The 26381-nt window shown below is 63.2% G+C and carries 23 protein-coding genes; 16 read left to right on the forward strand and 7 right to left on the reverse strand.

Annotated elements, in window-relative coordinates:
- Positions 1-236: 236 nt before the first annotated feature.
- From rnr to RTH46_RS06625, 8 genes are all read left to right on the forward strand, one after another.
- Positions 237-2816, forward strand: coding sequence for a ribonuclease R (rnr, locus tag RTH46_RS06590; protein WP_153789208.1), 2580 nt, complete (start codon positions 237-239; stop codon positions 2814-2816).
- Positions 2813-3559 (forward strand): 23S rRNA (guanosine(2251)-2'-O)-methyltransferase RlmB, encoded by a 747-nt coding sequence (gene rlmB / locus RTH46_RS06595; RefSeq protein WP_153789209.1) that lies wholly within the window; start codon positions 2813-2815, stop codon positions 3557-3559. Before rnr ends, rlmB begins: the two co-directional genes overlap by 4 nt.
- 295 nt (positions 3560-3854) lie before the next feature.
- Positions 3855-4280, forward strand: a complete 426-nt coding sequence (gene rpsF, locus RTH46_RS06600) for a 30S ribosomal protein S6 (protein ID WP_110996123.1) — start codon at positions 3855-3857, stop codon at positions 4278-4280.
- A 28-nt stretch (positions 4281-4308) separates the two neighbouring features.
- A complete protein-coding gene (rpsR, locus tag RTH46_RS06605; protein ID WP_003249563.1) occupies positions 4309-4539 on the forward strand; it encodes a 30S ribosomal protein S18 in 231 nt (76 codons plus the stop codon).
- 35 nt (positions 4540-4574) lie between these two features.
- Positions 4575-5441, forward strand: coding sequence for a hypothetical protein (locus RTH46_RS06610; protein WP_316905275.1), 867 nt, complete (start codon positions 4575-4577; stop codon positions 5439-5441).
- Positions 5442-5461: 20 nt separating this feature from the next.
- Entirely contained in the window at positions 5462-5908 is a 447-nt protein-coding gene (gene rplI, locus RTH46_RS06615) for a 50S ribosomal protein L9 (protein ID WP_011535934.1), read from the forward strand.
- A gap of 112 nt (positions 5909-6020) precedes the next feature.
- Entirely contained in the window at positions 6021-7418 is a 1398-nt protein-coding gene (gene dnaB, locus RTH46_RS06620) for a replicative DNA helicase (protein ID WP_110996121.1), read from the forward strand.
- A 207-nt stretch (positions 7419-7625) separates the two neighbouring features.
- Positions 7626-9926 (forward strand): YgiQ family radical SAM protein, encoded by a 2301-nt coding sequence (locus RTH46_RS06625; protein ID WP_153789207.1) that lies wholly within the window; start codon positions 7626-7628, stop codon positions 9924-9926.
- Positions 9927-10042: 116 nt separating this feature from the next.
- Here RTH46_RS06625 and RTH46_RS06630 read toward each other — a convergent pair whose 3' ends face one another.
- Entirely contained in the window at positions 10043-10630 is a 588-nt protein-coding gene (locus RTH46_RS06630; RefSeq protein WP_316905276.1) for a TIGR00730 family Rossman fold protein, read from the reverse strand.
- Positions 10631-10976: 346 nt separating this feature from the next.
- On the opposite strand from RTH46_RS06630, the gene azu reads away from it, so the two are divergent.
- Positions 10977-11426 carry an azurin gene (azu, locus tag RTH46_RS06635; protein ID WP_279846562.1) on the forward strand — a complete coding sequence of 150 codons (450 nt, stop codon included), beginning with the start codon at positions 10977-10979 and terminating at the stop codon, positions 11424-11426.
- Positions 11427-11540: 114 nt separating this feature from the next.
- Here the strand turns inward: azu and nadE are convergent, their stop codons facing one another.
- Positions 11541-12368 carry an ammonia-dependent NAD(+) synthetase gene (nadE, locus tag RTH46_RS06640; RefSeq protein WP_279846563.1) on the reverse strand — a complete coding sequence of 276 codons (828 nt, stop codon included), beginning with the start codon at positions 12366-12368 and terminating at the stop codon, positions 11541-11543.
- A 3-nt stretch (positions 12369-12371) separates the two neighbouring features.
- The gene (pncB, locus tag RTH46_RS06645) at positions 12372-13577 is read right to left on the reverse strand and encodes a nicotinate phosphoribosyltransferase (protein WP_153789204.1); all 1206 of its coding nucleotides are present in this window, start codon (positions 13575-13577) and stop codon (positions 12372-12374) included.
- A 467-nt stretch (positions 13578-14044) separates the two neighbouring features.
- On the opposite strand from pncB, the gene RTH46_RS06650 reads away from it, so the two are divergent.
- From RTH46_RS06650 to RTH46_RS06675, 6 genes are all read left to right on the forward strand, one after another.
- Positions 14045-15181, forward strand: a complete 1137-nt coding sequence (locus RTH46_RS06650; protein ID WP_153789203.1) for a branched-chain amino acid ABC transporter substrate-binding protein — start codon at positions 14045-14047, stop codon at positions 15179-15181.
- Between the two features lie 340 nt (positions 15182-15521).
- Entirely contained in the window at positions 15522-16436 is a 915-nt protein-coding gene (locus RTH46_RS06655; RefSeq protein ID WP_110992987.1) for an ABC transporter permease subunit, read from the forward strand.
- 2 nt (positions 16437-16438) lie between these two features.
- Positions 16439-17740: a high-affinity branched-chain amino acid ABC transporter permease LivM gene (gene livM, locus RTH46_RS06660; protein ID WP_316905277.1), complete on the forward strand. Its 1302-nt coding sequence runs from the start codon at positions 16439-16441 to the stop codon at positions 17738-17740.
- Positions 17737-18612, forward strand: coding sequence for an ABC transporter ATP-binding protein (locus RTH46_RS06665; protein ID WP_153789201.1), 876 nt, complete (start codon positions 17737-17739; stop codon positions 18610-18612). Before livM ends, RTH46_RS06665 begins: the two co-directional genes overlap by 4 nt.
- Positions 18609-19325, forward strand: a complete 717-nt coding sequence (locus RTH46_RS06670; RefSeq protein WP_110992984.1) for an ABC transporter ATP-binding protein — start codon at positions 18609-18611, stop codon at positions 19323-19325. The genes RTH46_RS06665 and RTH46_RS06670 overlap by 4 nt, the downstream gene beginning before the upstream one ends.
- Before the next feature lie 672 nt (positions 19326-19997).
- Entirely contained in the window at positions 19998-20765 is a 768-nt protein-coding gene (locus tag RTH46_RS06675; RefSeq protein WP_110992983.1) for an SDR family oxidoreductase, read from the forward strand.
- Positions 20766-20852: 87 nt separating this feature from the next.
- On the opposite strand, the gene RTH46_RS06680 is transcribed toward RTH46_RS06675, so the two are convergent.
- The 3 genes from RTH46_RS06680 to RTH46_RS06690 all read right to left on the reverse strand — a co-directional run bounded on the left by RTH46_RS06680 (position 20853) and on the right by RTH46_RS06690 (position 23350).
- Complete coding sequence (locus RTH46_RS06680) at positions 20853-21941, reverse strand: AGE family epimerase/isomerase (protein WP_316905278.1); 1089 nt, start codon at positions 21939-21941, stop codon at positions 20853-20855.
- Positions 21942-22094: 153 nt separating this feature from the next.
- Complete coding sequence (locus tag RTH46_RS06685) at positions 22095-22727, reverse strand: TetR family transcriptional regulator (protein ID WP_153789199.1); 633 nt, start codon at positions 22725-22727, stop codon at positions 22095-22097.
- Between the two features lie 122 nt (positions 22728-22849).
- Complete coding sequence (locus RTH46_RS06690; protein ID WP_316905279.1) at positions 22850-23350, reverse strand: phage infection protein; 501 nt, start codon at positions 23348-23350, stop codon at positions 22850-22852.
- A 339-nt stretch (positions 23351-23689) separates the two neighbouring features.
- Here RTH46_RS06690 and RTH46_RS06695 point away from each other — a divergent pair, with 339 nt between their 5' ends.
- Entirely contained in the window at positions 23690-25756 is a 2067-nt protein-coding gene (locus tag RTH46_RS06695) for an AsmA family protein (protein ID WP_316905280.1), read from the forward strand.
- Between the two features lie 93 nt (positions 25757-25849).
- Here the strand turns inward: RTH46_RS06695 and RTH46_RS06700 are convergent, their stop codons facing one another.
- Positions 25850-26377, reverse strand: a complete 528-nt coding sequence (locus tag RTH46_RS06700; RefSeq protein ID WP_316905281.1) for a bacterioferritin — start codon at positions 26375-26377, stop codon at positions 25850-25852.
- Between the last annotated feature and the right edge of the window lie 4 nt (positions 26378-26381).

Consider the following 26381-nt stretch of genomic DNA (forward strand, 5'->3'; position numbering starts at 1 on the left):
TTCATCTCTACTACAACTTCGGGGTTGTCCGTCGTTGTGGTGCGCACTATACGGGCGGTCCTGGAGGCTGTAAACCCCCCGAGCGAAAAAAATTTCAAAAAATTCAACTTGTTGATTCCGCAGGCCTATTACTGCCTGACGGACGCTGTGCTGGGGCTGTCCAAGGCTGACATTTCCGGTTTCAATACGCCTATGCCAGAATTCATATCTATATACCCCAAGGTGAACCCCTTCTGATGGCCGATTGGCAATCCCTCGATCCCGAGGCCGCTCGCGAAGCGGAAAAATACGACAATCCTATCCCCAGCCGTGAGCTGATCCTGCAGCGCCTCGCCGACCGTGGCGAACCTGCTGCCCGCGAAGAACTGGCGGCAGAGTTCGGTCTGTATGAAGAAGACCAGATCGAAGCCCTGCGTCGCCGCCTGCGCGCCATGGAGCGTGATGGCCAGCTTATCTATACCCGGCGTGGCACCTATGCCCCGGTAGACAAGCTCGACCTGATCTGCGGCCGTGTCTCCGGCCACCGCGACGGCTTCGGCTTCCTGATCCCCGACGACGGCAGTGAAGACCTGTTCCTCAGCCCCTCGCAGATGCGCCTGGTATTCGACGGTGACCGCGGCCTTGCCCGGGTCTCCGGTGTCGATCGCCGTGGCCGCCGCGAAGGCGTGCTGGTCGAAGTCATCTCCCGTGCCCACGAGAGCGTGGTCGGCCGCTACTTCGAAGAAGGCGGCATCGGCTATGTGACGCCGGACAACCCGAAGATCCAGCAGGAAGTGCTGGTCACCGCCGGGCGCAACGGCGGCGCGAAGATCGGCCAGTTCGTCTCGATCAAGATCACCCACTGGCCCACCCCGCGCTTCCAGCCGCAAGGTGACGTTGTCGAAGTGATCGGCAACTACATGGCCCCGGGCATGGAGATCGACATCGCCCTGCGCAGCTACGACATTCCCCATGTCTGGCCCCAGGACGTGATCAAGGAAGCGCGCAAGTTCCGCTCCGAAGTCGAAGAAAAAGACAAAGAGAAGCGCATCGACCTGCGTCACCTGCCGTTCGTCACCATTGACGGTGAAGACGCCCGTGACTTCGACGATGCCGTTTATTGCGAGCCGCTGGGCAAGCTGCGCCTGTTCTCTGGCGGCTGGCGCCTCTACGTGGCGATCGCTGACGTTTCAAGCTACGTGCGCCTGGGTTCTGCCCTGGACACCGAAGCACAGCAGCGCGGCAACTCGGTGTACTTCCCGGAGCGCGTCATCCCGATGCTGCCCGAGGAGCTGTCCAACGGCCTGTGCTCGTTGAACCCGCACGTCGATCGCCTGGCCATGGTCTGTGAAATGACCATCAACAAGGCCGGCCAGATGGTCGACTACCAGTTCTACGAGGGGGTCATCCACTCCCACGCGCGCCTGACCTACAACAAGGTCAGCAGCATGCTCGAGCATGCCCGTACCCGCGAAGGCAAGGCCCTGCGCGAGGAGTACAGTGCGGTCCTGCCAGACCTCAAGAGCCTGTACGCACTGTACAAGGTGCTGCTGGCGGCCCGTCACACCCGTGGCGCGATCGACTTCGAGACCCAGGAAACCCGGATCATCTTCGGCGAAGACCGCAAGATCGACGAAATTCGTCCGACCGTGCGCAATGACGCCCACAAGCTGATCGAGGAATGCATGCTGGCGGCCAACGTCGCCACCGCCGCGTTCCTGCAGAAGCACAACGTGCCGTCGCTGTACCGCGTGCACGACGGTCCGCCGCCGGAACGCCTGGAAAAACTGCGCGCCTTCCTTGGCGAGCTGGGCCTGAGCCTGCACAAGGGCAAGGATCCGTCGCCGAAGGACTACCAGGCCCTGCTGGCGAGCATCGCCGGGCGCCCGGACTTCCACCTGATCCAGACCGTCATGCTGCGCTCCCTGAGCCAGGCGGTGTACAGCGTCGAGAACAATGGCCACTTCGGCCTGAACTACGAAGCCTACACCCACTTCACCTCGCCGATCCGTCGTTACCCGGACCTGCTGGTGCACCGTGCGATCCGCAGCGTGATCCGCTCCAAGGTCGATACCCCGCACGTCAAGCGTGCCGGCGCCATGAGCATCCCCAAGGCGCGTATCTACCCGTACGACGAGAATGCCCTCGAGCAGATGGGCGAGCAGTGCTCGATGACCGAGCGCCGCGCCGACGAGGCCACCCGCGACGTGGTCAACTGGCTCAAGTGCGAGTACATGCGAGATCGAGTCGGGGAAATCTTCCCGGGCGTGATCACGGCGGTGACCGGCTTTGGCCTGTTCATCGAGCTGACCGACATCTATGTCGAAGGCCTGGTGCATGTCAGCGCCTTGCCGGGTGACTACTACCACTTCGATCCGGTTCACCATCGCCTGTCGGGCGAGCGTACCGGGCGCAGCTTCCGCCTTGGCGACACGGTCGAGGTCAAGGTCATGCGCGTCGATCTCGAGCAGCGCAAGATCGACTTCGAGATGTCCGAGCAGACCGTCACCGCGCCGGTTGGCCGCAAGGCGCGCGCCGGTGCCGCCACCGAGTCGGCGGCGCAGCCAGCGCCTGCCGGCGAGGCGAAAATCTCGCCCAAACCGCGCAGCCGCAAAGGCGAAACCGCCGATGCCTACTTCCCGAAAGACGCCGTCCAGCGTAACGCCGAAGTGCGCAAGAGTCGCGAGATGAAGAAAGCGCTGATGAGCGATGCGCGCACCGGGCATGCCAGCAGCAAGTCGGAAAAAGGTAGCAAGTCGGCTTCCGGCAAACCGACCAAGCATCGCAAGGGTCCGTCGAAGTCCGGCGCGCCACGTAAAGGCAAGAACAAGTCATGAGTCAGCTGGAAAAAATCTACGGCGTGCATGCCGTCCAGGCACTGCTGCAGCACCATCCCAAGCGGGTCAAGCAGATCTGGCTGTCGGAAGGCCGTAGCGAACCGCGTCTGCAGGCCTTGCTGGCCTTGGCCGCGGAAAACCGCGTCCAGGTCGGCCAGGCCGAGCGCCGCGAGCTCGATGCCTGGGTCGAGGGCGTGCATCAGGGCGTAGTGGCCGAGGTAAGCCCGAGCCAGGTGTGGGGTGAATTGATGCTCGAAGAGTTGCTCGAGCGCACCGAAACCCCGCCGCTGATCCTGGTGCTCGATGGCGTCACCGACCCGCACAACCTCGGCGCCTGCCTGCGCACCGCCGATGCCGCGGGCGCTACCGCGGTGGTGATCCCCAAGGACAAGTCGGCCAGCCTGACTGCCGTGGTGCGCAAGGTGGCCTGTGGTGCCGCCGAAGTGATCCCGCTGGTGGCCGTGACCAACCTTGCCCGCACCCTGGAAAAACTCCAGCAGCGCGGGCTGTGGGTGGTCGGTACCGCTGGCGAGGCCGAACAGGAGATCTACCAGCAGGACCTGACCGGCCCGCTGGTGATGATCATGGGCGCCGAAGGCAAGGGCATGCGTCGCCTGACTCGCGAGCACTGCGATTTCCTGGTCAAGCTGCCGATGGCCGGCAGCGTCAGCAGCCTGAACGTCTCGGTCGCCACCGGGGTGTGCCTGTTCGAGGCCGTGCGTCAGCGCCAGGCCAAACGCTGATTCGTTGTCTGCGGGGCGGGCTTGTGGGAGCGGGCTTGCCCCGCGATGGCGGTGGTGGGTTTGCCATCGTGTCGCGGGGCAAGCCCGCTCCCACGAACCCCGCTCCGCGAATATGTTTCCGGCTGTTCAAATATTCGCCAATCACCTTGCTTGTCCCCCCGGCCTTCTCTACAATTGCGCCCCTTGCCAGCTGGCCGGTGCGCATGCGCCTACACGCCGGGGCAAGACTTACAGTGTCATTCACTCCTTGTCTGACCAGATTCGCTGGCAGACTACTAACCCGTAAGGAGCATTCATGCGTCATTACGAAATCATCTTCCTGGTCCACCCGGATCAGAGCGAGCAAGTCGGCGGCATGGTTGAGCGTTACACCAAGCTGATCGAAGAAGACGGCGGCAAAATCCACCGTCTGGAAGACTGGGGCCGTCGTCAGCTGGCCTACGCAATCAACAATGTTCACAAGGCTCACTACGTGATGCTGAACGTTGAATGCACCGGCAAGGCCCTGGCCGAGCTGGAAGACAACTTCCGCTACAACGATGCCGTGATCCGTAACCTGGTCATCCGTCGTGACGAAGCCGTTACCGGCCCGTCCGAGATGCTCAAGGCAGAAGAGAACCGCAGCGAGCGCCGTGAGCGTCGCGAACGTCCTGACAGTGCTGATGGCGTCGATGGCGACGACAGCAATGACAGCGACAACAGCGATAACGCTGACGAGTAATCCACGGACCTTTTGAGGAGCCAATCACATGGCACGTTTCTTCCGTCGTCGTAAATTCTGCCGCTTCACTGCTGAAGACGTGAAAGAGATCGACTTCAAAGATCTCAACACCCTGAAAGCTTACGTATCCGAAACCGGCAAGATCGTTCCAAGCCGCATCACCGGTACCAAAGCTCGTTATCAGCGTCAGCTGGCTACCGCTATCAAGCGCGCCCGCTTCCTGGCCCTGCTGCCCTACACCGACAGCCACGGCCGCTGAGACCGGGTCGTCGACTTAAGTAGCAAGGGATAAGCATGCGAGCGTTGGCAAGTTTCATCATGCGCGGTCGTGTGCAGGCCACCTTCGTGGTGGTCATCAGTGCGGTACTGCCGCTGCTGTTCTGGTTGAGTGCCGCCGCCGGGAGCCTGGTGTTCCTGCGGCGTGGTTTCAAGGATGCTTCATCGGTCATCGCCTGGGGCCTGTTGCCGGCGGTGGTCATGTTGTACTTCGGCGAACCCAGCACCTTGCTGGTGTTTTTGGGAACGCTGGGCCTGGCTGCGCTGTTGCGTGCCGGGCACTCCTGGAGCCGGGTGCTGCTGTCCAGTGTCGTATTAGGCTTGCTGTACAGCCTGATCCTGGATGCGGTGCTGCGCGAGACCTTCGAGGTGTTGGCCAAGGCGCTTGAAAAAGCCCTGCCGCAGTTCGAAGGCAAACCCGTACTACCTGGTGAGCTGATCGGCCCTTTGCTGGTCGCTTCCAGTGCGGTAATGCTGCAGCTGTTCAGCCTGCTGGCTTTGATGCTGGCGCGCTATTGGCAGGCAGCGTTGTACAACCCCGGTGGTTTCGGCCGCGAGTTTCGCGAACTGAGGCTACCGCCGGTGCCCATGCTGGCACTGGTGTCGCTGATGGCACTGGGTCCGTTTATCGGGTCACAGTTCATCGTGCTGGCATCGGCTTCCAGCCTGGTACTGCTTCTGGCTGGCATCGCCCTGATTCATGGGTTGGTGGCGCAGGGGCGACTGGCCGGCTTCTGGCTGGTGGGGATGTACGTGACGTTGCCGCTGCTCATGCAGCTGATGTATCCGTTGCTCGTGGTTTTGGCCATTGTCGACAGCCTGATTGATTTTCGCGGTCGCAAGTCCCCTTCGCAGGGTGACGATTCCGCGAACGGTGAAGGTTAAAAGTTAAGAGGTTTTACCAAATGGAACTGATCCTGCTGGAAAAAGTCGCCAACCTGGGCAACCTGGGCGACAAAGTAAACGTTAAGGCCGGTTACGGCCGTAACTTCCTGCTGCCGTTCGGCAAGGCCACCGTTGCCAACGCCGCCAACCTGGCCGCGTTCGAAGAGCGCCGCGCTGAGCTGGAAAAAGCCGCAGCAGACAAGAAAGCATCGGCTGAAAGCCGCGCTGCCCAACTGGCCGAGCTGGAAGTGACCATCACTGCCACCGCTGGCGACGAAGGCAAGCTGTTCGGTTCGATCGGCACCCACGACATCGCTGACGCCCTGACCGCCTCCGGCGTTGAAGTGGCCAAGGCTGAAGTTCGTCTGCCGAACGGCACCATCCGTCAGGTTGGCGAATACGACGTAGCCGTGCACCTGCACAGCGACGTTGAAGCCACCGTACGTGTGGTCGTCGTAGCTGCCTAAGCTGCGCAATCGGCTGGTCCCTCGCGGGCCAGGCGGTTAACATCGGGCACGGTCCTGTTTATTACAGGCCGTGCCCTTTGTCTTTTTCATCTTCCAGAATTCTTTCGTGGCCATGAACGAGATTACCCATCCCGAACAGCTCGACCTGCAAACCGCTGCCCTGAAGGTGCCGCCGCATTCCATCGAGGCCGAACAGGCCGTGCTCGGTGGCCTGATGCTGGACAACAACGCCTGGGAGAAGGTGCTGGATCAGGTGTCGGATGGCGATTTCTATCGGCATGACCACCGCCTGATCTTCCGCGCCATCCACAAGCTGGTCGACGCCAACCACCCGTTCGACGTGGTGACGCTGCACGAGCAACTGGACAAGGAAGGGGTCTCCACCCAGGTCGGCGGCCTGGCCTATCTGGCCGAGCTGGCCAAGAACACGCCGTCGGTGGCCAACATCAAGGCCTATGCCGCGATCATTCGCGAGCGGGCCACGCTGCGCCAGCTGATCAGCATCAGCACCGACATCGCCGACAACGCCTTCAACCCCCAGGGGCGCAACGCCGAAGAGATCCTCGACGACGCCGAGCGGCAGATCTTCCAGATCGCCGAAGCGCGGCCGAAGACCGGCGGCCCGGTGGGCGTCAACGAGCTGTTGACCAAGGCCATCGACCGCATCGACACGCTGTTCAACTCCGACAGCGACATCACCGGTGTCTCCACCGGTTACACCGACCTCGACGAGAAGACCAGCGGCCTGCAGCCTGCCGACCTGATCATCGTTGCCGGCCGTCCGTCGATGGGCAAGACCACCTTCGCCATGAACCTGGTGGAGAACGCCGTACTGCGCAGCGACAAGGTGGTGCTGGTGTTCTCCCTCGAGATGCCAGGTGAATCGCTGATCATGCGTATGCTCTCGTCCCTCGGCCGGATCGACCAGACCAAGGTGCGTTCCGGCCAGCTGGACGATGACGACTGGCCGCGCCTCACTTCCGCGGTCAACCTGCTCAACGACCGCAAGCTGTTCATCGACGACACCGCCGGCATCAGCCCCTCGGAAATGCGTGCCCGTACCCGCCGCCTGGCCCGTGAGCACGGCGAGATCGCCATGATCATGGTCGACTACCTGCAGCTGATGCAGATCCCGGGCTCGGCCGGTGACAACCGCACCAACGAGATCTCCGAGATCTCCCGCTCGTTGAAAGCCCTGGCCAAGGAATTCAACTGCCCGGTCATCGCCCTGTCGCAGCTCAACCGCTCCCTGGAGCAGCGCCCCAACAAGCGCCCGGTCAACTCCGACCTGCGTGAATCCGGTGCGATCGAGCAGGACGCCGACGTGATCATGTTCGTCTACCGCGACGAGGTGTATCACCCCGAGACCGAGCACAAGGGCGTGGCCGAGATCATCATCGGCAAGCAGCGTAACGGCCCCATCGGCTTCATCCGCCTGGCGTTCATCGGCAAGTACACCCGCTTTGAGAACCTTGCGCCGGGCATGTATAACTTCGACGACGACGAGTAGCGCCATCGGGCCGGGCTGACTCCTGTGGGAGCGGGCTTGCCCCGCGATTACGGTGTTGAAGCATCCGCCACCATCGCGGGGCAAGCCCGCTCCCACAAAGGCGATGCCTCAGCTGTTATGAATCCGACCACCACCGTCGGATTTGGTCAAAATTTGTGCTATATTCCGCGCCCGCGATTTCCCTGCACACCAGAACCGGTCACTGACATGCAAGCAGCCAAACCACTCTACGACTATCCCAAGTACTGGGCCGAATGCTTCGGACCAGCGCCGTTCCTGCCGATGAGCAGGGAGGAGATGGATCAGCTCGGCTGGGATTCCTGCGACATCATCATCGTGACCGGTGACGCCTACGTCGATCATGCGTCGTTCGGCATGGCCATCATCGGCCGCCTGCTCGAGGCCCAGGGCTTCCGGGTAGGCATCATTGCCCAGCCGAACTGGCAGTCCAAAGACGACTTCATGAAGCTCGGCGAGCCGAACCTGTTCTTCGGCGTCGCGGCCGGCAACATGGACTCGATGATCAACCGCTACACCGCGGACAAGAAGATCCGTTCCGACGACGCCTACACCCCCGGCGGCCTGGCCGGCAAGCGCCCGGATCGCGCCAGCCTGGTGTACAGCCAGCGCTGCAAGGAAGCCTACAAGCACGTGCCGATCGTGCTCGGCGGCATCGAGGCCTCGCTGCGCCGTATCGCCCACTACGACTACTGGCAGGACAAGGTCCGCCACTCGATCCTGGTGGACGCCAGCGCCGACATCCTGCTGTACGGCAACGCCGAGCGGGCCATTGTCGAGGTCGCCCAGCGCCTGTCCCAGGGCGAGCCCATCGAGCAGATCACCGACGTGCGCGGCACGGCGTTCATTCGCCGCGACACGCCTCAGGGCTGGTACGAGATCGACTCCACCCGCATCGACCGTCCGGGCCGGGTCGACAAGATCATAAACCCCTACGTCAACACCCAGGACACCCAGGCCTGTGCCATCGAGCAGGCCAAGGGCGAGCAGGACGACCCGAACGAAGCCAAGGTGGTGCAGATCCTCGACAGCCCGCAGATCACCCGCGAAAAGTCGGTGATCCGCCTGCCATCGTTCGAGAAAGTGCGTAACGACCCGGTGCTCTATGCCCACGCCAACCGCGTGCTGCACCTGGAGACCAACCCCGGTAACGCCCGCGCCCTGGTGCAGAAGCACGGTGAAGTGGATGTGTGGTTCAACCCGCCACCCATCCCCATGACCACCGAAGAGATGGACTACGTGTTCGGCATGCCCTACGCACGTATTCCGCACCCGGCCTACGGCAAGGAGCGCATCCCGGCCTACGAGATGATTCGTTTCTCGGTCAACATCATGCGTGGCTGTTTCGGCGGCTGCACCTTCTGCTCGATCACCGAGCACGAAGGCCGGATCATCCAGAACCGCTCGCATGAGTCGATCCTGCACGAAATCGAAGAGATGCGTGACAAGGTGCCAGGCTTTACCGGCGTGGTCTCCGACCTGGGCGGCCCGACCGCCAACATGTACCGCATCGCCTGCAAGAGCCACGAGATCGAGAAGCACTGCCGCAAGCCGTCGTGCGTGTTCCCCGGCATCTGCGAGAACCTCAACACCGACCACAGCTCGCTGATCGAGCTGTACCGCAAGGCACGTGCCTTGCCGGGGGTGAAGAAGATCCTGATCGCCTCGGGCCTGCGCTACGACCTGGCGGTGGAATCGCCGGAGTACGTGCGCGAGCTGGTGACCCACCACGTCGGTGGCTACCTGAAGATTGCCCCGGAGCACACCGAGCGTGGCCCGCTGGACAAGATGATGAAGCCGGGTATCGGCACCTATGACCGCTTCAAGCGCATGTTCGAGAAGTTCTCGAAAGAAGCGGGCAAGGAGCAGTACCTGATCCCGTACTTCATCGCCGCGCACCCGGGCACCACCGACGAAGACATGATGAACCTGGCCCTGTGGCTCAAGGGCAACGGCTTCCGCGCCGACCAGGTGCAGGCGTTCTACCCGTCGCCGATGGCTTCGGCCACGGCCATGTACCACTCGGGCAAGAACCCGCTGCGCAAGGTCACCTACAAGAGCGAAGGGGTGGAGATCGTCAAGAGCGAGGAACAGCGCCGCCTGCACAAGGCGTTCCTGCGCTACCACGACCCGAAGGGCTGGCCGATGCTGCGTGAGGCGCTGGAGCGCATGGGCCGCGCCGACCTGATTGGCCCGGGCAAGCACCAGTTGATCCCGCTGCACCAGCCGCAGACCGACAGCTACCAGAGTGCCCGGCGCAAGAACTCCACGCCGGCCGGCAGCCACAAGGTGGGCAAGGAGCAGAAGATTCTCACCCAGCACACCGGCCTGCCGCCGCGTGCCAGCGATGGCAGCAAGCCGTGGGACAAGCGCGAGAAGGCCAAGGCCGAAGCGTTCGCCCGCAACCAGCAGGCGGCCAAGGAGCGCAAAGAGGCGGCCAAGGGTGGCGGCAAGGGCAAGAAGCCGCGTCAGCCGGTCATCCCGCGCTGAAGCAGGACGCCATGTAGTTCGTGGGAGCGGGCTTGCCCCGCGATGGGGTCGGTGAATTCACCATCGCTATCGCGGGGCAAGCCCGCTCCCACGGGTGTTCAGGTCACCCGTTCGACTCAATCAGGCTTCTTGTCCACCCACTTCGGCGCCACCGGCGCAATGAAGCTGTCCATCCCGTCCAGCAGCTCATCCGGCTGCTGCGCCAACTGCAACATCGCCCGATGCTGCGGCCTGACGAAGCCCTCTTCGACCACATGGTCGAGGAACCCGCCCAGCTTCTCGTAGAACCCGTTCACATCCAGCAAGCCCAGCGGCTTGGCGTGATACCCCAACTGCCCCCAGGTCCACACCTCGAACAGCTCCTCCAGCGTCCCCAGCCCGCCCGGCAGGGCGATGAAGGCATCGCTGAGTTCAGCCATGCGCGCCTTGCGCGCGTGCATGCCGTCGACCACCTCCAGGCGGCTAAGGCCTTTGTGGCCCACTTCGGCATCCAGCAGGCTCTGGGGGATGATCCCGACCACCTCGCCTCCGGCCGCCAGGGCCGCGTCGGCGACGATGCCCATCAGGCCGACCGCGCCACCGCCGTAGACCAGCGTCAGGCCGCGGCGAGCGATGGCCTGGCCGAGGGCGATGGCCGCCTCGCGGTAGGCCGGGTTGGCGCCGGTGCTGGCGCCGCAGAACACACAAACGGAACGTACTGGCATTGCTTGTCTCCCTTCACAGGGCTGACAGGGTAAGGCGCAAGGCCGCAGCTTCCAAGGCTGTCTTCACTCCGGGCGGGAGAATTCGCAGGCCGCGCCGGTGGCACCCTGGGCGTAGGCGGCGAGCAGGCTGTTCATGAAACTTGAGAGGGACATTTCAGTTACTCCTAAATGAAAGGTTGTCCCATCGTCTATCAAGAGGGCATGATGTGCTCTTTGATTGGTTGTATACAATCCATTGAACAATTCAACTGGCTGGCCACTTGACACCCCTTGACCCACATCAGGGCTGGGTTGCATGGTTTCAGGCAGTCTCGCAATTGATAAAACCCTGCCAAGGAGATTCATGATGTTTGCGAAAGCTGTAGCGGTATCCCTGCTGACCCTCGCCAGCGCCTCTGTCTTTGCAGCCGAATGCTCGGTCACCGTCGAGTCGACTGACCAGATGTCCTACACCAGCAAAGAATTCACCGTCGACAAGAGCTGCAAAGAGTTCACCGTCAAGCTGACCCACTCCGGCAGCCTGCCGAAGAACGTCATGGGCCACAACCTGGTGATCAGCAAGACTGCCGACATGCAGGCGATCGCCACCGAAGGCATGAGCCAGGGCATCGACAAGGGCTACTTGAAAGCAGACAACGCCAACATCATCGCCCACACCGCGATGATCGGCGCGCCTGAGAAAGAGACTGAAGTGAAGTTCGACACCTCGAAGCTCGAAGCCGGTGGCGACTACAGCTTCTTCTGCACCTTCCCGGGCCACATCTCGATGATGAAGGGCAAGGTTATCGTCAAGTAAGCGATACCTGACGCAATACCCTTGTGGGAGCGGGATTGCCCCGCGATGGCGATGGTGAGTCCACCAGCGTCATCGCGGGGCAAGCCCGCTCCCACAGGTCTTTCTACAGCCTGATCAAGGCGCGAACGGCAGTTCGCGCTTGTGCTGGGTCTTGCGGTAGGTGCCGACGATGATGTCGAACGCCGCCTGATCGACTGGCAGGCCATGCAGGAAAGCATCGATCTGCTGGTAGGTGACGCCGTGGGACGCTTCGTCCGGCTTGCCCGGTTCCAGGTCTTCCAGGTCGGCGGTCGGCACCTTCTCCACCAGCGATTCCGGCGCGCCAAAGCTGCGCGCAATCGCCCGCACCTGGTTCTTCACCAGCCCGCTCAGCGGCGCCAGGTCGCAGGCACCATCACCGAACTTGGTAAAGAAGCCCATCACCGCCTCGGCGGCGTGGTCGGTGCCGATCACCAGGCCCGCGCGGGCGCCGGCGATGGTGTACTGCGCCACCATGCGCATGCGCGCCTTGGTATTGCCGACGACGAAGTCCACCAGGCTCGGCGAGCCACCTTCCAGCGCTTTCACTTCAATGGCCAGGGCGCGTACTGCCGGGGCAATGTCGACGGTGTGCACTTCGTCGGCCTTGATCACGTCCAGGCAGGCCTGGGCGTCATGCTCGTCGTGCTGCACCTGGTACGGCAGGCGCACGGCGATGAAGGTGTAGGCCTTGTCGCCCGTCTCGCTGCGCAACTCGTTGATGGCGCGCTGGGCGAGCAGGGCGGCGGTCAGCGAATCGACGCCGCCGCTGATGCCCAGCACCAGGGTCTTGAGCCGGGCGTTGGCCAGGCAATCCTTGATGAACGCCACGCGCCGGGCCACTTCCTGCTCGAGTGCGGCGGCATCGGCGAACGGCGGCTGCACCTTGAGCGCCTGGGCAATCTCCTGCTGTACGGCTTGCATGGGTTACTCCTTGCTGGGGATTTTGAATACGTGACGCAGGTAGGCGACGAAGTTCTGGTCGCGGCACTGGGTCTTGGCGGCTTCGTCGGAGATCTTCGCCACTGGCGAGCCGTTGCAGTCGGTCATTTTAAGCACGATGTTCATGGGCGCCACACCGGGGATATCGCAGGTCAGGTTGGTGCCGATGCCAAAGCTGACGTTGATCCGACCGCGCAGGGCACGGAAGATTTCCAGTGAGCGGGTCAGGTTCAGGCCATCGGAGAACACCAGGGTCTTGGTCATCGGGTCGACGCCCAGCTTCTGGTAATGGGCGATGGCTTTCTCGGCCCAGGCCACCGGCTCGCCCGAGTCGTGGCGCAGGCCGTCGAACAGCTTGGCGAAGTACAGATCGAAATCCTTCAGGAAGGCATCCATGGTGATGCAGTCGGTCAGGGCGATGCCCAGCAGCCCGCGGTACTCGCGCACCCAGCAGTCCAGCGCGGCGATCTGGCTGTCGATCAGCCGCGGACCGAGTTGCTGGTGGGCCATGAACCACTCGTGGGCCATGGTGCCCAGCGGCTTGATATCCAGTTTCCATGCCAGGTCGACATTGCTGGTGCCGACGAAGCGGGCCGGGAAGTCATCGCGCAGCACCCGCACCACTTCCTCCTGCACCCGGCTGGAAAAGCGCCGGCGGGTGCCGAAGTCGGCCACCTGCAGTTCGGCCAGCTCGTCATCGCTGGCATGGGCGCGCAGCCAGTCGAACTTGCGGTGCAGCTGTTCACGCGCCACGGCCAGGCGCATGTGCGGGTGCAAGTGGCGGTTGCGCACTTCGCTGATGATCGCCAGCAAAGGTACTTCGAAGAGGATCACGTGCAGCCATGGGCCCCGCAGGCGCAGGCTCAACTGGTCATTTTCGATCCCTAAGTGCACGTAGCGCAGGTTGAAGCGGAACAGCCGCAGAAAACGCAGGAAGTCGGGCTTGAGGAAGCTGATGCGCTCGAGGAAGGCCAGCTGGCCATCATCCAGGGTGAGCTCGCTGAGCAACTCCAGTTGGTGGCGGATTTCGCCCAGGTAGGGGCGCAGGTCTTCGCCATTGCGGCAGCGAAACTCCCACTCGACGTCGGCGTCCGGGTAGTTGTGCAGCACGCCCTGCATCATCGTCAGCTTGTAGAAATCGGTGTCGAGCAGGTTGTGCACGATGCGCTCGGCGAATGCGCTCTCGCTCATGTAAAGCTCCAGGTCGGCGGCGCCTGCTGTAAACGGTGCAGGCGCGCGTGAATGGTGGCCATTGTGCCAGTGTTTGTGCCAGCCATGAGCAAAATGGCCGGGGCTGGCGATCCACCCAGGCGAGTTTTCCGTGCACCGGCTAGCCTTCAAACGGTGCTGCCTGTAGCAGTCGCGCACCAGCGGTGTGCAGTTCGGTGACGTCGGCTGTTACAGGGCGGTTGCACGTTAACACTTGCAAGGGTTGCAATGATGGCACTCGATGGTTGCTCCTTGTCTAGGCGTTTGGGTGGCGCTCACCCTGCAACAGACGGTTGCACGCTCAATAAAGAAAAGGCCGTCGGTCGCCTCGTCTGCCCCTGCACAGTGAGTTTTCCCGCAATGCAAAACCAATGGCACGGCCCTTGCTCGGAGCACAGGGTTGATGAAGTTGTAGTGCCAACCAAAAAAAACTCTAGGAGCACCACCTCATGTCGCAGACGTTTTACAAGAAAGGTTTCCTGGCACTGGCAGTAGCCACAGCACTGGGTGTTTCTTCGTATGTTCAGGCCGACGTCAAGATCGGTGTAGCGGGCCCCATGACCGGTGCCAACGCAGCGTTTGGCGAGCAGTACATGAAAGGTGCCCAGGCGGCAGCCGACAAGATCAACGCCGCCGGCGGGGTGAACGGCGAAAAAATCGTTCTGGTCAAAGGTGACGACGCCTGTGAACCCAAGCAGGCCGTGGCCGTGGCCAACCGCCTGGTGGACCAGGACAAGGTGATCGGCGTGGTCGGCCACTTCTGCTCCTCCAACACCATCCCCGCCTCCGAGGTGTATGACGAGGCCGGCGTGATCGCCATCACCCCGGGCTCCACCAACCCGCAGGTCACCGAGCGTGGCCTGTCCGCGATGTTCCGCATGTGCGGTCGTGACGACCAGCAGGGCATCGTCGCCGGCGACTACATCGTCGACGTGCTCAAGGGCAAGAAAGTGGTCGTGCTGCACGACAAGGACACCTACGGCCAGGGCCTGGCCGACGCCACCAAGGCACAGCTCGAGAAGCGCGGCGTCAAGCCGGTGCTGTACGAAGGCCTGACCCGCGGCGAGAAGGACTTCAGCGCCGTGGTCACCAAGATCCGCGCCGCCGGTGCCGACGTCGTCTACTTCGGCGGCCTGCACCCCGAGGCCGGCCCGCTGGTACGCCAGCTGCGCGAGCAGGGCCTGAAGGACGTCAAGTTCATGTCCGACGACGGCATCGTCACCGACGAACTGGTCACCACCGCCGGCGGTGCCCAATACGTCGATGGCGTGTACATGACCTTCGGCGCCGACCCACGCCTGCTGCCTGACAGCAAGGCGGTGGTCGAGGAGTTCCGCAAGAACGGCACCGAGCCGGAAGGCTACACCCTGTACGCCTACGCTTCGCTGCAGGCCCTGGCCGCCGGGTTCAACGGTGCCAAGTCGAACAAGGGCGAAGACGCCGCCAAGTGGCTCAAGGCCAACCCGGTCAAGACCGTCATGGGCGAGAAGAAGTGGGACAGCAAGGGCGACCTTACCGTGTCCGACTACGTGGTCTACCAGTGGGATAAAGACGGCAAGTATCACCAGCTCGAAAAACAAAAATAACCAGGGTGGGGCCTGATGCCAGTCAGTTAGCGCTTCATTGCACTTATTGGGGCTGCTTTGCAGCCCTTCGCGGGTAAACCCGCTCCCACAGGATCACGCGAAGTCTGAGTCGAGCGCTGTACTTGTGGGAGCGGGTTTACCCGCGAAGGGGCGCGCAGCGACCCCAATGGGCTCAACTGACTGGCATTTGGGTGGGGCCCGGGTCTGAATGCCCGGGCCAACGCCCCCGCAGCAGCTGTCTTTATTCGTAGATCTGCACGGTTCTGCGCCGCAACGGCCACGTCATCCGTGGCCTGCCGTGGTCGGCGCTCGTGCAATCTCAATCAGGTGAGATTGCGTTATGGATGGTATTTTCCTGCAGCAACTGGTCAACGGCCTGACCCTCGGGTCGGTCTATGGCCTGATCGCCATCGGCTACACAATGGTCTATGGCATTATCGGCATGATCAACTTCGCGCACGGCGAGGTGTACATGATCTCCGCGTACCTCGCGGCGATCAGCCTGGCATTGCTGGCCTACTTCGGCATCGAGTCGTTCCCCTTGCTGATGCTCGGCACGCTGTTGTTCACCGTCGTCGTTACCGGCGTCTACGGCTTCACCATCGAGCGCATCGCCTACAAACCCCTGCGCAACTCCACCCGCCTGGCACCGCTGATCAGTGCCATCGGCATCTCGCTGATCCTGCAGAACTACGCACAGATCAGCCAGGGCGCCCGCCAGCAGGGCGTACCCACGCTGCTCGAAGGCGCCATGCGCATCGACGTCGGCAGCGGTTTCGTACAGCTGACCTACACCAAGATCTTCATCCTGGTCGCCGCGTTCGTCGGCATGGGCCTGCTCACCTACGTGATCAAGTACACCAAGCTCGGCCGCATGTGCCGGGCCACCCAGCAAGACCGCAAGATGGCCTCCATCCTCGGTATCAACACCGACCGGGTGATCTCCTACGTGTTCGTCATCGGCGCGGTGATGGCCGCACTGGCGGGCGTGCTGATCACCATGAACTACGGCACCTTCGACTTCTATGCCGGCTTCATCATCGGCATCAAGGCATTCACCGCTGCCGTATTGGGCGGTATCGGCTCGCTCCCGGGCGCCATGCTTGGCGGGATCATCCTGGGGATCTCCGAGTCGCTGTTCTCCGGTCTGATCAACTCCGACTACAAGGACGTGTTCAGCTTCTCGCTGCTGGTGATGATCCTCATCTTCCGTCCCCAAGGCCTGCTGGGTCGCCCGCTCGTGGCTAAGGTGTGAACATGTCCGCTGCCAATACTGCCCCTGCTGTTGCAAACAAAGGTTTCGATCTCAAACGCAGCCTGCTGGAGACCATCGTCGCCGGCCTGCTGGCCCTTATCGTGTTCGGTCCGGTCGTCGGCGTGGTGCTCGACGGCTACAGCTTCAACGCCCAGCCGTCCCGCGTGGCCTGGCTGGTCGGCGGGGTGATGGTCGGGCGCTTCGTGCTCAGCCTGTTCCTGCAGAGCCCAACCGGCCTGCGCATGCTCCAGGGCTTCGACAGCGGTGGTTCGGGCGTGCACGTGCTGGCGCCGGACTACAAGTCGCGCCTGCGCTACATCATTCCGGCGCTGATCGTGATCGCCATCGTGTTCCCCGTCTTCGCCAACAAGTACCTGCTGACCGTGGTCATCCTCGGCCTGATCTACGTGCTGCTGGGCCTGGGCCTGAACATCGTGGTCGGCCTGGCCGGCCTGCTCGACCTGGGTTACGTGGCGTTCTATGCCATTGGTGCCTACGGCCTGGCGCTGGGCTACCAGTACCTGGGCCTGGGCTTCTGGAGCGTGCTGCCGCTGGCGGCCATCGCCGCCGCGCTGGCGGGGTGCATTCTCGGCTTCCCGGTGCTGCGGATGCACGGCGACTACCTGGCGATCGTGACCCTGGGCTTCGGTGAAATCATCCGCCTGGTGCTGAACAACTGGCTGTCGTTCACCGGCGGCCCGAACGGCATGCCGGCGCCATCGCCGACCATCTTCGGCCTGGAGTTCGGTCGCCGGGCCAAGGACGGCGGGGTGCCGATCCACGAGTTCTTCGGCTTCGAATACAACGCCAACCTCAAGTTCGTGTTCATCTACGCGGTGCTGTTCATCGTTGTGCTGGCAGTGCTGTACATCAAGCACCGGCTGACCCGCATGCCCGTCGGCCGAGCCTGGGAAGCGCTGCGCGAAGACGAGATCGCCTGCCGCTCGATGGGCCTGAACCACGTGCTGGTCAAGCTCTCCGCCTTCACCCTGGGTGCCTCTACCGCAGGCCTTGCCGGCGTGTTCTTCGCCACCTACCAGGGCTTCGTCAACCCGTCGTCGTTCACCTTCTTCGAGTCGGCGCTGATCCTCGCCATCGTCGTGCTGGGCGGCATGGGCTCGACCGTGGGCGTGGTGATTGCTGCCTTCGTGCTGACCGTGGCCCCCGAGCTGCTGCGCAGCTTCTCCGAGTACCGCGTGCTGCTGTTCGGCGTGCTGATGGTGCTGATGATGATCTGGCGACCACGGGGGCTGATCCGCATCAGCCGTACCGGTGTGGTCCCGCGTAAAGGAGTGGCGCCATGAGCGACGAAATCATTCTGTCGGTCGACAACCTGATGATGCAGTTCGGTGGGATCAAGGCGCTCAGCGATGTCAGCCTGAAAGTGAAGCGCAACCAGATCTTCGCCCTGATCGGCCCCAACGGTGCCGGCAAGACCACCGTGTTCAACTGCCTGACCGGTTTCTACAAGGCCAGCGGCGGGCGCATCGAACTGAACGTGCGCGGTAACAGCACCAACGTCATCCAGCTGCTGGGCGAGCGTTTCCAGCCGGCCGACTTCGTGTCCCCCGCGCGTTTCGCCAACCGCATGTACTACAAGATGTTCGGCGGAACCCACCTGGTCAACCGGGCCGGGCTGGCGCGTACTTTCCAGAACATCCGCCTGTTCAAGGAAATGTCGGTGGTGGAGAACCTGCTGGTGGCTCAGCACATGTGGGTCAACCGCAACCTGCTGGCCGGCGTGCTCAACACCAAGGGCTATCGCCAGGCCGAAAGCGAGGCGCTGGACCATGCCTTCTACTGGTTGGAGGTGGTCGACCTGGTCGACTGCGCCAACCGCCTGGCCGGCGAACTTTCCTATGGCCAGCAGCGCCGCCTGGAGATCGCCCGGGCCATGTGCACGCGGCCCAAGATCATCTGCCTGGACGAACCGGCCGCCGGCCTCAACCCGCAGGAAACCGAGGCGCTCAGCCGCATGATCCGCGTGCTGCGCGACGAGCATGACATCACCGTGGTGCTGATCGAGCACGACATGGGCATGGTCATGAGCATTTCCGACCACATCGTCGTGCTCGACCACGGCAACGTGATCGCCGAAGGCGCGCCGCAGGATATCCGCCACAACCCGACGGTGATCGCCGCCTACCTGGGTGCCGACGAAGAGGAACTGGTATGACCGCACCCATTCTCGAACTGAAGGACCTCGAGGTGTTCTACGGGCCGATCCAGGCCCTGAAGAAAGTCTCGATGCACATCAACGAAGGCGAGACGGTGAGCCTGATCGGCGCCAATGGCGCGGGCAAGTCGACCTTGTTGATGTCGATCTTCGGCCAGCCCCGGGCGGCCTCCGGGCAGATTGTCTACCGTGGCACCGACATCACCCGCAAGTCGTCGCACTACATCGCCTCCAACGGCATCGCCCAGTCCCCCGAAGGGCGCCGGGTGTTCCCCGACATGACCGTCGAGGAAAACCTGATGATGGGCACCATCCCCATCGGCGACAAACATGCCGACGAGGACATGCAGCGCATGTTCTCGTTGTTCCCCAGGCTCAAGGAGCGGCGTAACCAGCGGGCGATGACCATGTCCGGTGGCGAGCAGCAGATGCTCGCCATCGCCCGGGCATTGATGAGCCGGCCCAAGCTGTTGCTGCTCGACGAGCCGTCGCTGGGGCTGGCGCCGATCGTGGTCAAGCAGATCTTCGCTACCTTGCGTGAGCTGGCGCAGAGCGGGATGACCATCTTCCTGGTGGAGCAGAACGCCAACCATGCGCTGAAGCTCTCGGACCGCGCCTATGTGATGGTCAACGGGCAGATCCGCATGACCGGTACCGGGCAAGAGCTGCTGGTCAACGAGGAGGTGCGTAACGCCTATCTGGGCGGGCACTGAGCTGGCAATCGCGGGGCAAGCCCGCTCCCACGAGTCAGCAGGCTCACTCGCCTTGGCAGACTCACAGCGTGGGAGCGGGCTTGCCCCGCGATGCTTTTTATGCTCGGTCCAGCATGTGGACAACTTGTCGCATATCTTTCTCGAAGCACTCCACAACCCCCTCGCAAGCCCTTGTTTCCACAGGTACAAAACTTTCCACGGATTATGTGGAACCGCCTGTGGAAAACATGGTGGCACCTCGCTGTACGCCTTTGTTTTCAAGGTCTTCAAGGGTCTGTACGTTTTTTGATCATGTACGCTTTGTGGTTGATTCAACGACTGTTTTTGCCTGCAGGAGGACGTGGCCACAGGGTGCGGATATCTGTGGATAACTCTGTGCAAAAACCTTGGACAGACTGCCGCAGGCGGCATGGTTGAAAGCGTTGCGCCATCACTGAGAGATTTCCACAGGACCTCGGCCGAGCAAAAGGTTCCGCGCAACCGACGAGTTGCCCCCAATCCGTGGGGAAAGGCTTGTGGATAAGGTGCGCATAGCTCTCTCAGGGCCATCTAGCACGGGGTCTTCAAGGCTTTGATCGTTTTTTGACCAGGCATTGAAACGGTTGTCGCCAGGGCGTGCGCCGGGCATGCTGCGAGGCCTGCAGCACGTAATCCACAGCCAAGGAGAAGAGCATGACATCCACCGTATTCATTACTGGCGCGACTTCCGGTTTCGGTGAGGCCACCGCCCGCCGTTTCGCCGAGGCCGGCTGGAAGCTGGTCCTCACCGGCCGTCGCCAGGAGCGCCTGGATGCCCTGCGCGCCGAGCTGTCGGCCAAGACCGAAGTGCATACCCTGGTGGTCGATGTGCGTGACCGCAAAGCCATGGAGGCGGCCATCGCCAGCCTGCCGCCGGCCTTCGACAAACTGCAGGGCCTGGTCAACAACGCCGGCTTGGCGCTGGGTGTCGATGCTGCGCAGAACTGCAGCCTGGACGACTGGGAAACCATGGTCGACACCAACATCAAGGGCCTGATGTACACCACCCGCCTGCTGCTGCCACGCCTGATCGCCCACGGCCGTGGCGCGTCGATCCTCAACGTCGGCTCGGTGGCGGGCAACTACCCGTACCCAGGCGCCAACGTGTACGGCGGCACCAAGGCATTCGTCGGCCAGTTCTCGCTGAGCCTGCGCTGCGACCTGCGCGGTACCGGGGTGCGGGTGAGCAATATCGAGCCAGGCCTGTGCGAGAGCGAGTTCTCGCTGGTGCGCTTCGGCGGTGACCAGGCCAAGTACGACGCCACCTATGCCGGTGCCGAGCCGATCCAGCCGCAGGACATCGCCGAGACTATCTTCTGGATCCTCAACCAGCCGGCGCACATCAACATCAACAGCCTCGAGCTGATGCCGGTGAGCCAGGACTGGGCAGGTTTCTCGATCGACCGCTCGGCCAAGGGCTGAGCCAATTGATAGGGGCCGCCTTGCGGCCCATTCGCGGGGCAAGCCGGCACTCACAGACTGTGGGAGCGGGCTTGCCCCGCGATTGCGTCAGTCCAGGCGCTGCAAACCTTCCAGGCAGGTCGCCAAGTGATAAGGCGTAGTCGAAGGCATGTCATGCCGGCTGACCGCGCCATTGCCATCCCGGCACTCATGCCAGCCGCCGTCATGCAGGAACTGCCCTTGCAGGGCCTGCAACTGCCCAAGCAATTTTTCAGCGCTGGCCGAGCGCAGTACCAGCGCCCGCAGATACTCCGCCTGGGCCCAGATCCGCTGGGTGGAGTCGAGCACCTTGCCGTCCACATCCAGCATCGCCAGCACCGCCGAATCCTTCACCCCGCACTGTTCGGCGTAGCCGAACGCCCGGCTGATGGAGGCATGCAGCGGCGTGCCGCGCAGCAGCGGCGAACTGTCGAGCAGGTAGAACCATTCGAACTGATGGCCAGGCTCGAACCAGTTATCCACAGCCCCGCGCGGTTTCTCCAGCATCAGGCCGTGTTGCGCTTCGACGAATTGCGCCTGCAGGGCATCGCACAGTTGCAGCAACGCCTGGCGTACCGCTTCATCCTCACGTACCGCCAACACCTGCAGGAAAGCTTCGGCCAGGTGCATCTGTGGGTTCTGCAACGGGCCGCTGCCCAGGTCCGACCAGTCTTCACCCAGGCTGGCCTCGTACAGGCCATCGTCACGGGCGAACTGCTCGGCCACCACTTCAAGTGCCGCATTGAGGGTGGCCTCTACCAGGCCTTCACCCACCTTGCCCCAGTAATGTGCGCAGGCAAACACGATGAAGGCGTGGGTATAGAGGTCCTTGCGCCGATCCAGCGGCTTGCCTTGGGCGTCGATGCTGTAGAACCAGCCGCCGTGCTCGGCGTCATGAAAGTGTTTTTGCAGCGAGCGGAACAGCGCCGCCGCGCGTTCGGCCGCGCCCGGTTGTTCGATACGGCTGCTGAACAGGTACAGCTGGCGCGCGCAGGCCATGGCGCGGTAGCGCTGTACCGGCAGCGGGCGGTGTTGGGCGTCCAGGGCTTCATAGGGCAGCGCCATCTCGGCGTTCCAGCCCGGGCCTTGCCACAGCGGCACGATGCGTTCGGCGAAGTGCTGTTGGAAACGGGTCAAAGCTAGGCGGGGGTCGGACATGCTGGCGCTCATGGACGGTCGGGCAGGGCGCCATGGTAGCAGACGGGGTTCAGGGTTGCTTGTGCCGGCCCTATCGCGGGGCAAGCCCGCTCCCACGTTGTACTGCGTGGGAGCGGGCTTGCCCCGCGATAAGGTCGTGAAGGCGAAATCAGTTCAGCCCGGGTTCCCCAACCCCTGCCAATGCCGCGCACCCACGAATATGAAGCGCAACTGCTGGGTGATCTTCTCCTGCGCCGTCATCGCCTGAGGGTTGCCCGGCTCCGGGCTGTCGATCAGTTCCGGCAGGGTGGCGAACACGGTCTTGACCACCAGGTCGGCCATCACCGCCAGGGCGGCGCTGTCCAGGTGCTGCCAGCGCGGCATGCGCGCAAGGTCGGTGGCCAGGTCGTTGCTGATGTCCTGGCGCAGGCGGGCGATGGCCTGGCGTACGGCTTGCGAGCCGCCGTACTGTTCGCGGGCCAGGAACAGGAACTGGGCGCGGTGGGCGGTGACCACATCGAGGAAGATGCGCACCGAGGCGTCGGTGATGCCACCCAGCTCGAATTCGTTGTGCCGCACCAGGCGGATGGTCTGGCGGAAGGTGGTGTCGATCTCGGCGACCAGGGCCAGGCCCAGGGTGTCCATGTCGGGGAAGTGACGGTAGAAGCCAGTGGGCACGATGCCGGCAGCCTTGGCCACTTCGCGCAGGCTGATGCTGCCAAAGCCACGGCCGCTCTCCATGAGCTGGCAGGCGGCGTCCAGCAGGGCCTGGCGGGTCTGTAGCTTCTGTTCGGCACGCGGCAGCATGGGGCGGGATTCTGTGGCTGTGAGGCCGGCCATTCTGGATAAAAAAACAAAGCCCGGTCAATGGACCGGGCTAGGAGGGGAGCAGATACAGCGGGGCGGTTTGTAGTTTTCGGTCATGGCGATCAGCTCACACGGCTGAGTTCGACCAGGCGATCCGAGCCACCTTCGGCGACGCGGTTGTTGCGTTCGATCAGACGATCCGAGCCACCTTCGGCGACGCGGTTGTTGCGTTCGAGCAGACGGTCCGAGCCACCTTCGGCGACGCGGTTGTTGCGTTCGAGCAGACGGTCCGAGCCACCTTCGGCGACGCGGTTGTTGCGTTCGATCAGACGATCCGAGCCACCTTCGGCGACGCGGTTGTTGCGTTCGATCAGACGATCCGAGCCACCTTCGGCGACACGGTTGTTGCGTTCGATCAGGCGGTCCGAGCCACCTTCAGCGACGCGACCGGCACGTTCCTGCAGGCGTTCGGCGCCACCTTCAGCCAGGGTGTTCAGCGGCTGGGCAACAGTGGCTGCGCTGGAGCGCGATTCGGCGCTCAGGTGCTGGTCTTCAGCGGGCAGGGCGAAAGCGTTGGCGGCAAGTACGGACAGGGTCAGGCTCAGCAGCAGATGGCGTTTCATGATTCGGTGCTCCTCTCGGGGGCTGAAAAGTGGCTACGGAGGCAATGCTACGCCGCGTAACGCCAGAGAGAAGTTCATCAGGGTAATGGTAACAATCGACGCTATTGATACTCAGGTGCGACAGCTCTGAATCAAGGGTTGTGGCGATGATGGCGGCAGTGTGCGCTGCCGATTTCGCAGTAACACCCTGGCGCGTGGCAGACCAATAGCGCAGAAAAGTGCCAGGAAAACTTCGTTATCATGGCAACCCGGACTAAACCCTGCGGGTTTTCGTCAGTCCGACATGTTAAGTGCCATCGTTATGCCCGCCTCATGCCCTGCAGCCAGGAGAACCCCGCAATGACGCGCCCCGCCAGAATCCTTGTCTGGACCTTCGCCACCCTGGCCACGCTGCTGGCGATCCTGGTAGTGGTTATTGCCACCTTCGACTGGAACCGCGTAAAGCCACTGCTCAACGAGAAGGTGTCCGAGGCCCTGCATCGGCCCTTCGCGATCAACGGCAACCTCGCCGTGCACTGGCGCACCGCACCGGAAGAAGGCGGCTGGCGCGCCTTCGTGCCCTGGCCGCATTTCACCGCCGAAGACCTCACGCTGGGCAATCCGGACTGGCTCAAGGAGCCGCGCATGGTCGGCCTCGAGCGGGTCGAGTTCCGCCTGGCGCCACTGCCGTTGATCGTCCAGCGCATCAGCATCCCGCGCATCGACCTGGTCAAGCCCAGCGCCAGCCTCACCCGGCTGGCCGACGGCCGCGCCAACTGGACCTTCGACTTCGGGCCCAAGGACGAGAATGAGCCCCCGTCGAAATGGGTGTTGGACATCGGCGCCATCGGCTTCGACCAGGGCAATGTCAGCTTCGACGACCAGACCCTCAAGACCAGCCTGAAGGTGCAGATCGACCCGCTGGGCAAGCCGATCCCGTTCAGCGACATCGTCGGCAAGGCCCGCGCCGAGAAAGCCGGCAACGCCCAGGCCTACGCCTTCGGCCTCAAGGCCCAGGGCCGCTACAAGGGCCAGGCAGTGGCGGCCACCGGCAAGATCGGCGGCCTGCTGGCGCTGCAGGATGCCAGCCAGCCGTTCCCGCTGCAGGCCGACGCCCGCATCGGCGACACCCAGGTGGCACTGAGCGGTACCCTGACCGACCCGCGCAACCTGGGCGCCCTCGACCTGCGCCTGAAGCTGTCTGGCAGCAGCCTGGGCAACCTCTACCCGCTCACCGGCGTGACCTTGCCGGACACCCCGGCTTATGAAACCGACGGCCACCTCAACGCCAACCTGCATGCTGCCGAGGGGGCGCAGTTCCGCTACGAGGGCTTCAACGGCAAGATCGGCGCCAGCGATATCCATGGCGACCTGGCGTTCGTCGCCAGCCAGCCCCGGCCGAAACTGACAGGCAACCTGGTGTCGAACCAGTTGCTGTTCAAGGACCTTGCACCGCTGATCGGCGCCGACTCCAACAGCCAGCAGAAAGCCCGTGGCGGCGCCAGCAAACAGCCGGCGGGCAAGGTGTTGCCGGTAGAAGAGTTCCGCACCGAGCGCTGGCGGGCCATGGATGCCGATGTCACGTTCGCCGGCAAGCGCATCGTCCACAGCGAGCAGTTGCCGTTCAACGACCTGGCCGCCCATGTGATCCTCGACGATGGCCTGTTGCGCCTGGAGCCGCTGCGCTTCGGCGTGGCCGGCGGCAACCTCGATTCCAATATCAGCCTGGACGGGCGCAGCACACCGTTGCAAGGGCGGGCCAAGCTCACTGCCCGCGGGTTCAAGCTCAAGCAGCTGTTCCCAAGCTTTGCGCCGATGCAGACCAGCTTCGGTGAACTCAATGGCGATGCCGACCTGCGCGGGCGCGGCAACTCGGTGGCGGCCTTGCTCGGCACCTCGAACGGTGACCTGCGCCTGCTGATCAACGATGGCGCGATCAGCCGCAGCCTCATGGAAATCGCCGGGCTCAATGTCGGCAATTACGTGGTCGGCAAGCTGTTCGGCGACGAGGACGTGAAGATCAACTGCGCGGCCGCCGATGTGGGCATCAAGGATGGCCTGGCCACGACCCGCCTGTTCGTCTTCGATACCGAGAACGCGATCATCTACATCAACGGCACGGCCAACTTCGCCAGCGAGCAGCTGGACCTGAAGATCACCCCGGAATCCAAGGGCGTGCGGCTGTTCTCGCTGCGCTCGCCGTTGTATGTGCGCGGGCCGTTCGCCAAGCCGAATGCCGGCGTGCAGGCGGTGCCGCTGGCGCTGCGTGGCGCGGGGATGGTGGCCTTGGGTGTGGTGGTGGGGCCGGCGGCGGGGCTGCTGGCGCTGATCGCGCCGAGCAGTGGCGATGCGCCGAACCAGTGCACGCCGCTGTTGCAGCAGATGAAAGCCGGCAAGGCGCCGGCTGCGGTGAACAAAGGTCGTTGAAGTGCGTGGGAGCGGCGGTTCGGCGCCCCGACTTGCCCCGCGATGGTTTCAAGGCCATCGCGGGGCAAGCCCGCTCCCACGTAGGTATTGTGTTTACAACCCCTGCAACAGATCCGACATATCGTCCGCGTGCTCCTCTTCCTGCGCCAGGATGTCCTCGAAGATCCGCCGTGTGGTCGGGTCGCTGTCGCCGATGAACTGGATGATCTCGCGATAGCTGTCGATGGCGATGCGCTCGGCCACCAGGTCTTCCAGCACCATTTCCTTCAGGTTCTTGCCCTCCACGTACTGGGCATGTGAATGCTTGCTCAGGTTGTCCGGGTTGAAGTCCGGCTCGCCGCCCAGCTGCTCGATGCGCTCGGCCAGCTTGTCGGCGTGCTCGGCTTCCTGGGTGGCATGCTCGAGGAATTCCGCTGCCGCAACACTGGCCTTGATGCCGCTGGCCATGAAGTAGTGGCGCTTGTAGCGCAGCACGCACACAAGCTCGGTGGCCAGCGACTCGTTGAGCAGGCGCAGGATCTTCTCGCGGTCGGCCTGGTAACCCTCGGTCACCGCGCCGTTTTCAGCGTGCTTGCGCGCACGTTCGCGCAGGGTCTTCACATCGGTCAGTTCAACGCTCATGTTC

It is taken from the genome of Pseudomonas sp. zfem004, assembly GCF_032621715.1.
GTDB lineage: Bacteria > Pseudomonadota > Gammaproteobacteria > Pseudomonadales > Pseudomonadaceae > Aquipseudomonas > Aquipseudomonas sichuanensis.

What these genes read in the sequence shown, in the direction of transcription:
- livM (WP_316905277.1), top strand. Translation starts at nt 16,439, where the DNA reads ATGTCCGCTGCCAATACTGCCCCTGCTGTTGCAAACAAAGGTTTCGAT.
- rnr (WP_153789208.1), top strand. Translation starts at nt 237, where the DNA reads ATGGCCGATTGGCAATCCCTCGATCCCGAGGCCGCTCGCGAAGCGGAA.
- RTH46_RS06680 (WP_316905278.1), bottom strand. Translation starts at nt 21,941, where the DNA reads ATGTCCGACCCCCGCCTAGCTTTGACCCGTTTCCAACAGCACTTCGCC.
- rpsR (WP_003249563.1), top strand. Translation starts at nt 4,309, where the DNA reads ATGGCACGTTTCTTCCGTCGTCGTAAATTCTGCCGCTTCACTGCTGAA.
- rplI (WP_011535934.1), top strand. Translation starts at nt 5,462, where the DNA reads ATGGAACTGATCCTGCTGGAAAAAGTCGCCAACCTGGGCAACCTGGGC.
- RTH46_RS06685 (WP_153789199.1), bottom strand. Translation starts at nt 22,727, where the DNA reads ATGCTGCCGCGTGCCGAACAGAAGCTACAGACCCGCCAGGCCCTGCTG.
- pncB (WP_153789204.1), bottom strand. Translation starts at nt 13,577, where the DNA reads ATGAGCGAGAGCGCATTCGCCGAGCGCATCGTGCACAACCTGCTCGAC.
- RTH46_RS06630 (WP_316905276.1), bottom strand. Translation starts at nt 10,630, where the DNA reads ATGCCAGTACGTTCCGTTTGTGTGTTCTGCGGCGCCAGCACCGGCGCC.
- RTH46_RS06675 (WP_110992983.1), top strand. Translation starts at nt 19,998, where the DNA reads ATGACATCCACCGTATTCATTACTGGCGCGACTTCCGGTTTCGGTGAG.
- RTH46_RS06695 (WP_316905280.1), top strand. Translation starts at nt 23,690, where the DNA reads ATGACGCGCCCCGCCAGAATCCTTGTCTGGACCTTCGCCACCCTGGCC.
- RTH46_RS06690 (WP_316905279.1), bottom strand. Translation starts at nt 23,350, where the DNA reads ATGAAACGCCATCTGCTGCTGAGCCTGACCCTGTCCGTACTTGCCGCC.
- rlmB (WP_153789209.1), top strand. Translation starts at nt 2,813, where the DNA reads ATGAGTCAGCTGGAAAAAATCTACGGCGTGCATGCCGTCCAGGCACTG.
- rpsF (WP_110996123.1), top strand. Translation starts at nt 3,855, where the DNA reads ATGCGTCATTACGAAATCATCTTCCTGGTCCACCCGGATCAGAGCGAG.
- dnaB (WP_110996121.1), top strand. Translation starts at nt 6,021, where the DNA reads ATGAACGAGATTACCCATCCCGAACAGCTCGACCTGCAAACCGCTGCC.
- RTH46_RS06670 (WP_110992984.1), top strand. Translation starts at nt 18,609, where the DNA reads ATGACCGCACCCATTCTCGAACTGAAGGACCTCGAGGTGTTCTACGGG.
- RTH46_RS06625 (WP_153789207.1), top strand. Translation starts at nt 7,626, where the DNA reads ATGCAAGCAGCCAAACCACTCTACGACTATCCCAAGTACTGGGCCGAA.
- RTH46_RS06650 (WP_153789203.1), top strand. Translation starts at nt 14,045, where the DNA reads ATGTCGCAGACGTTTTACAAGAAAGGTTTCCTGGCACTGGCAGTAGCC.
- azu (WP_279846562.1), top strand. Translation starts at nt 10,977, where the DNA reads ATGTTTGCGAAAGCTGTAGCGGTATCCCTGCTGACCCTCGCCAGCGCC.
- RTH46_RS06610 (WP_316905275.1), top strand. Translation starts at nt 4,575, where the DNA reads ATGCGAGCGTTGGCAAGTTTCATCATGCGCGGTCGTGTGCAGGCCACC.
- RTH46_RS06700 (WP_316905281.1), bottom strand. Translation starts at nt 26,377, where the DNA reads ATGAGCGTTGAACTGACCGATGTGAAGACCCTGCGCGAACGTGCGCGC.
- RTH46_RS06665 (WP_153789201.1), top strand. Translation starts at nt 17,737, where the DNA reads ATGAGCGACGAAATCATTCTGTCGGTCGACAACCTGATGATGCAGTTC.
- nadE (WP_279846563.1), bottom strand. Translation starts at nt 12,368, where the DNA reads ATGCAAGCCGTACAGCAGGAGATTGCCCAGGCGCTCAAGGTGCAGCCG.
- RTH46_RS06655 (WP_110992987.1), top strand. Translation starts at nt 15,522, where the DNA reads ATGGATGGTATTTTCCTGCAGCAACTGGTCAACGGCCTGACCCTCGGG.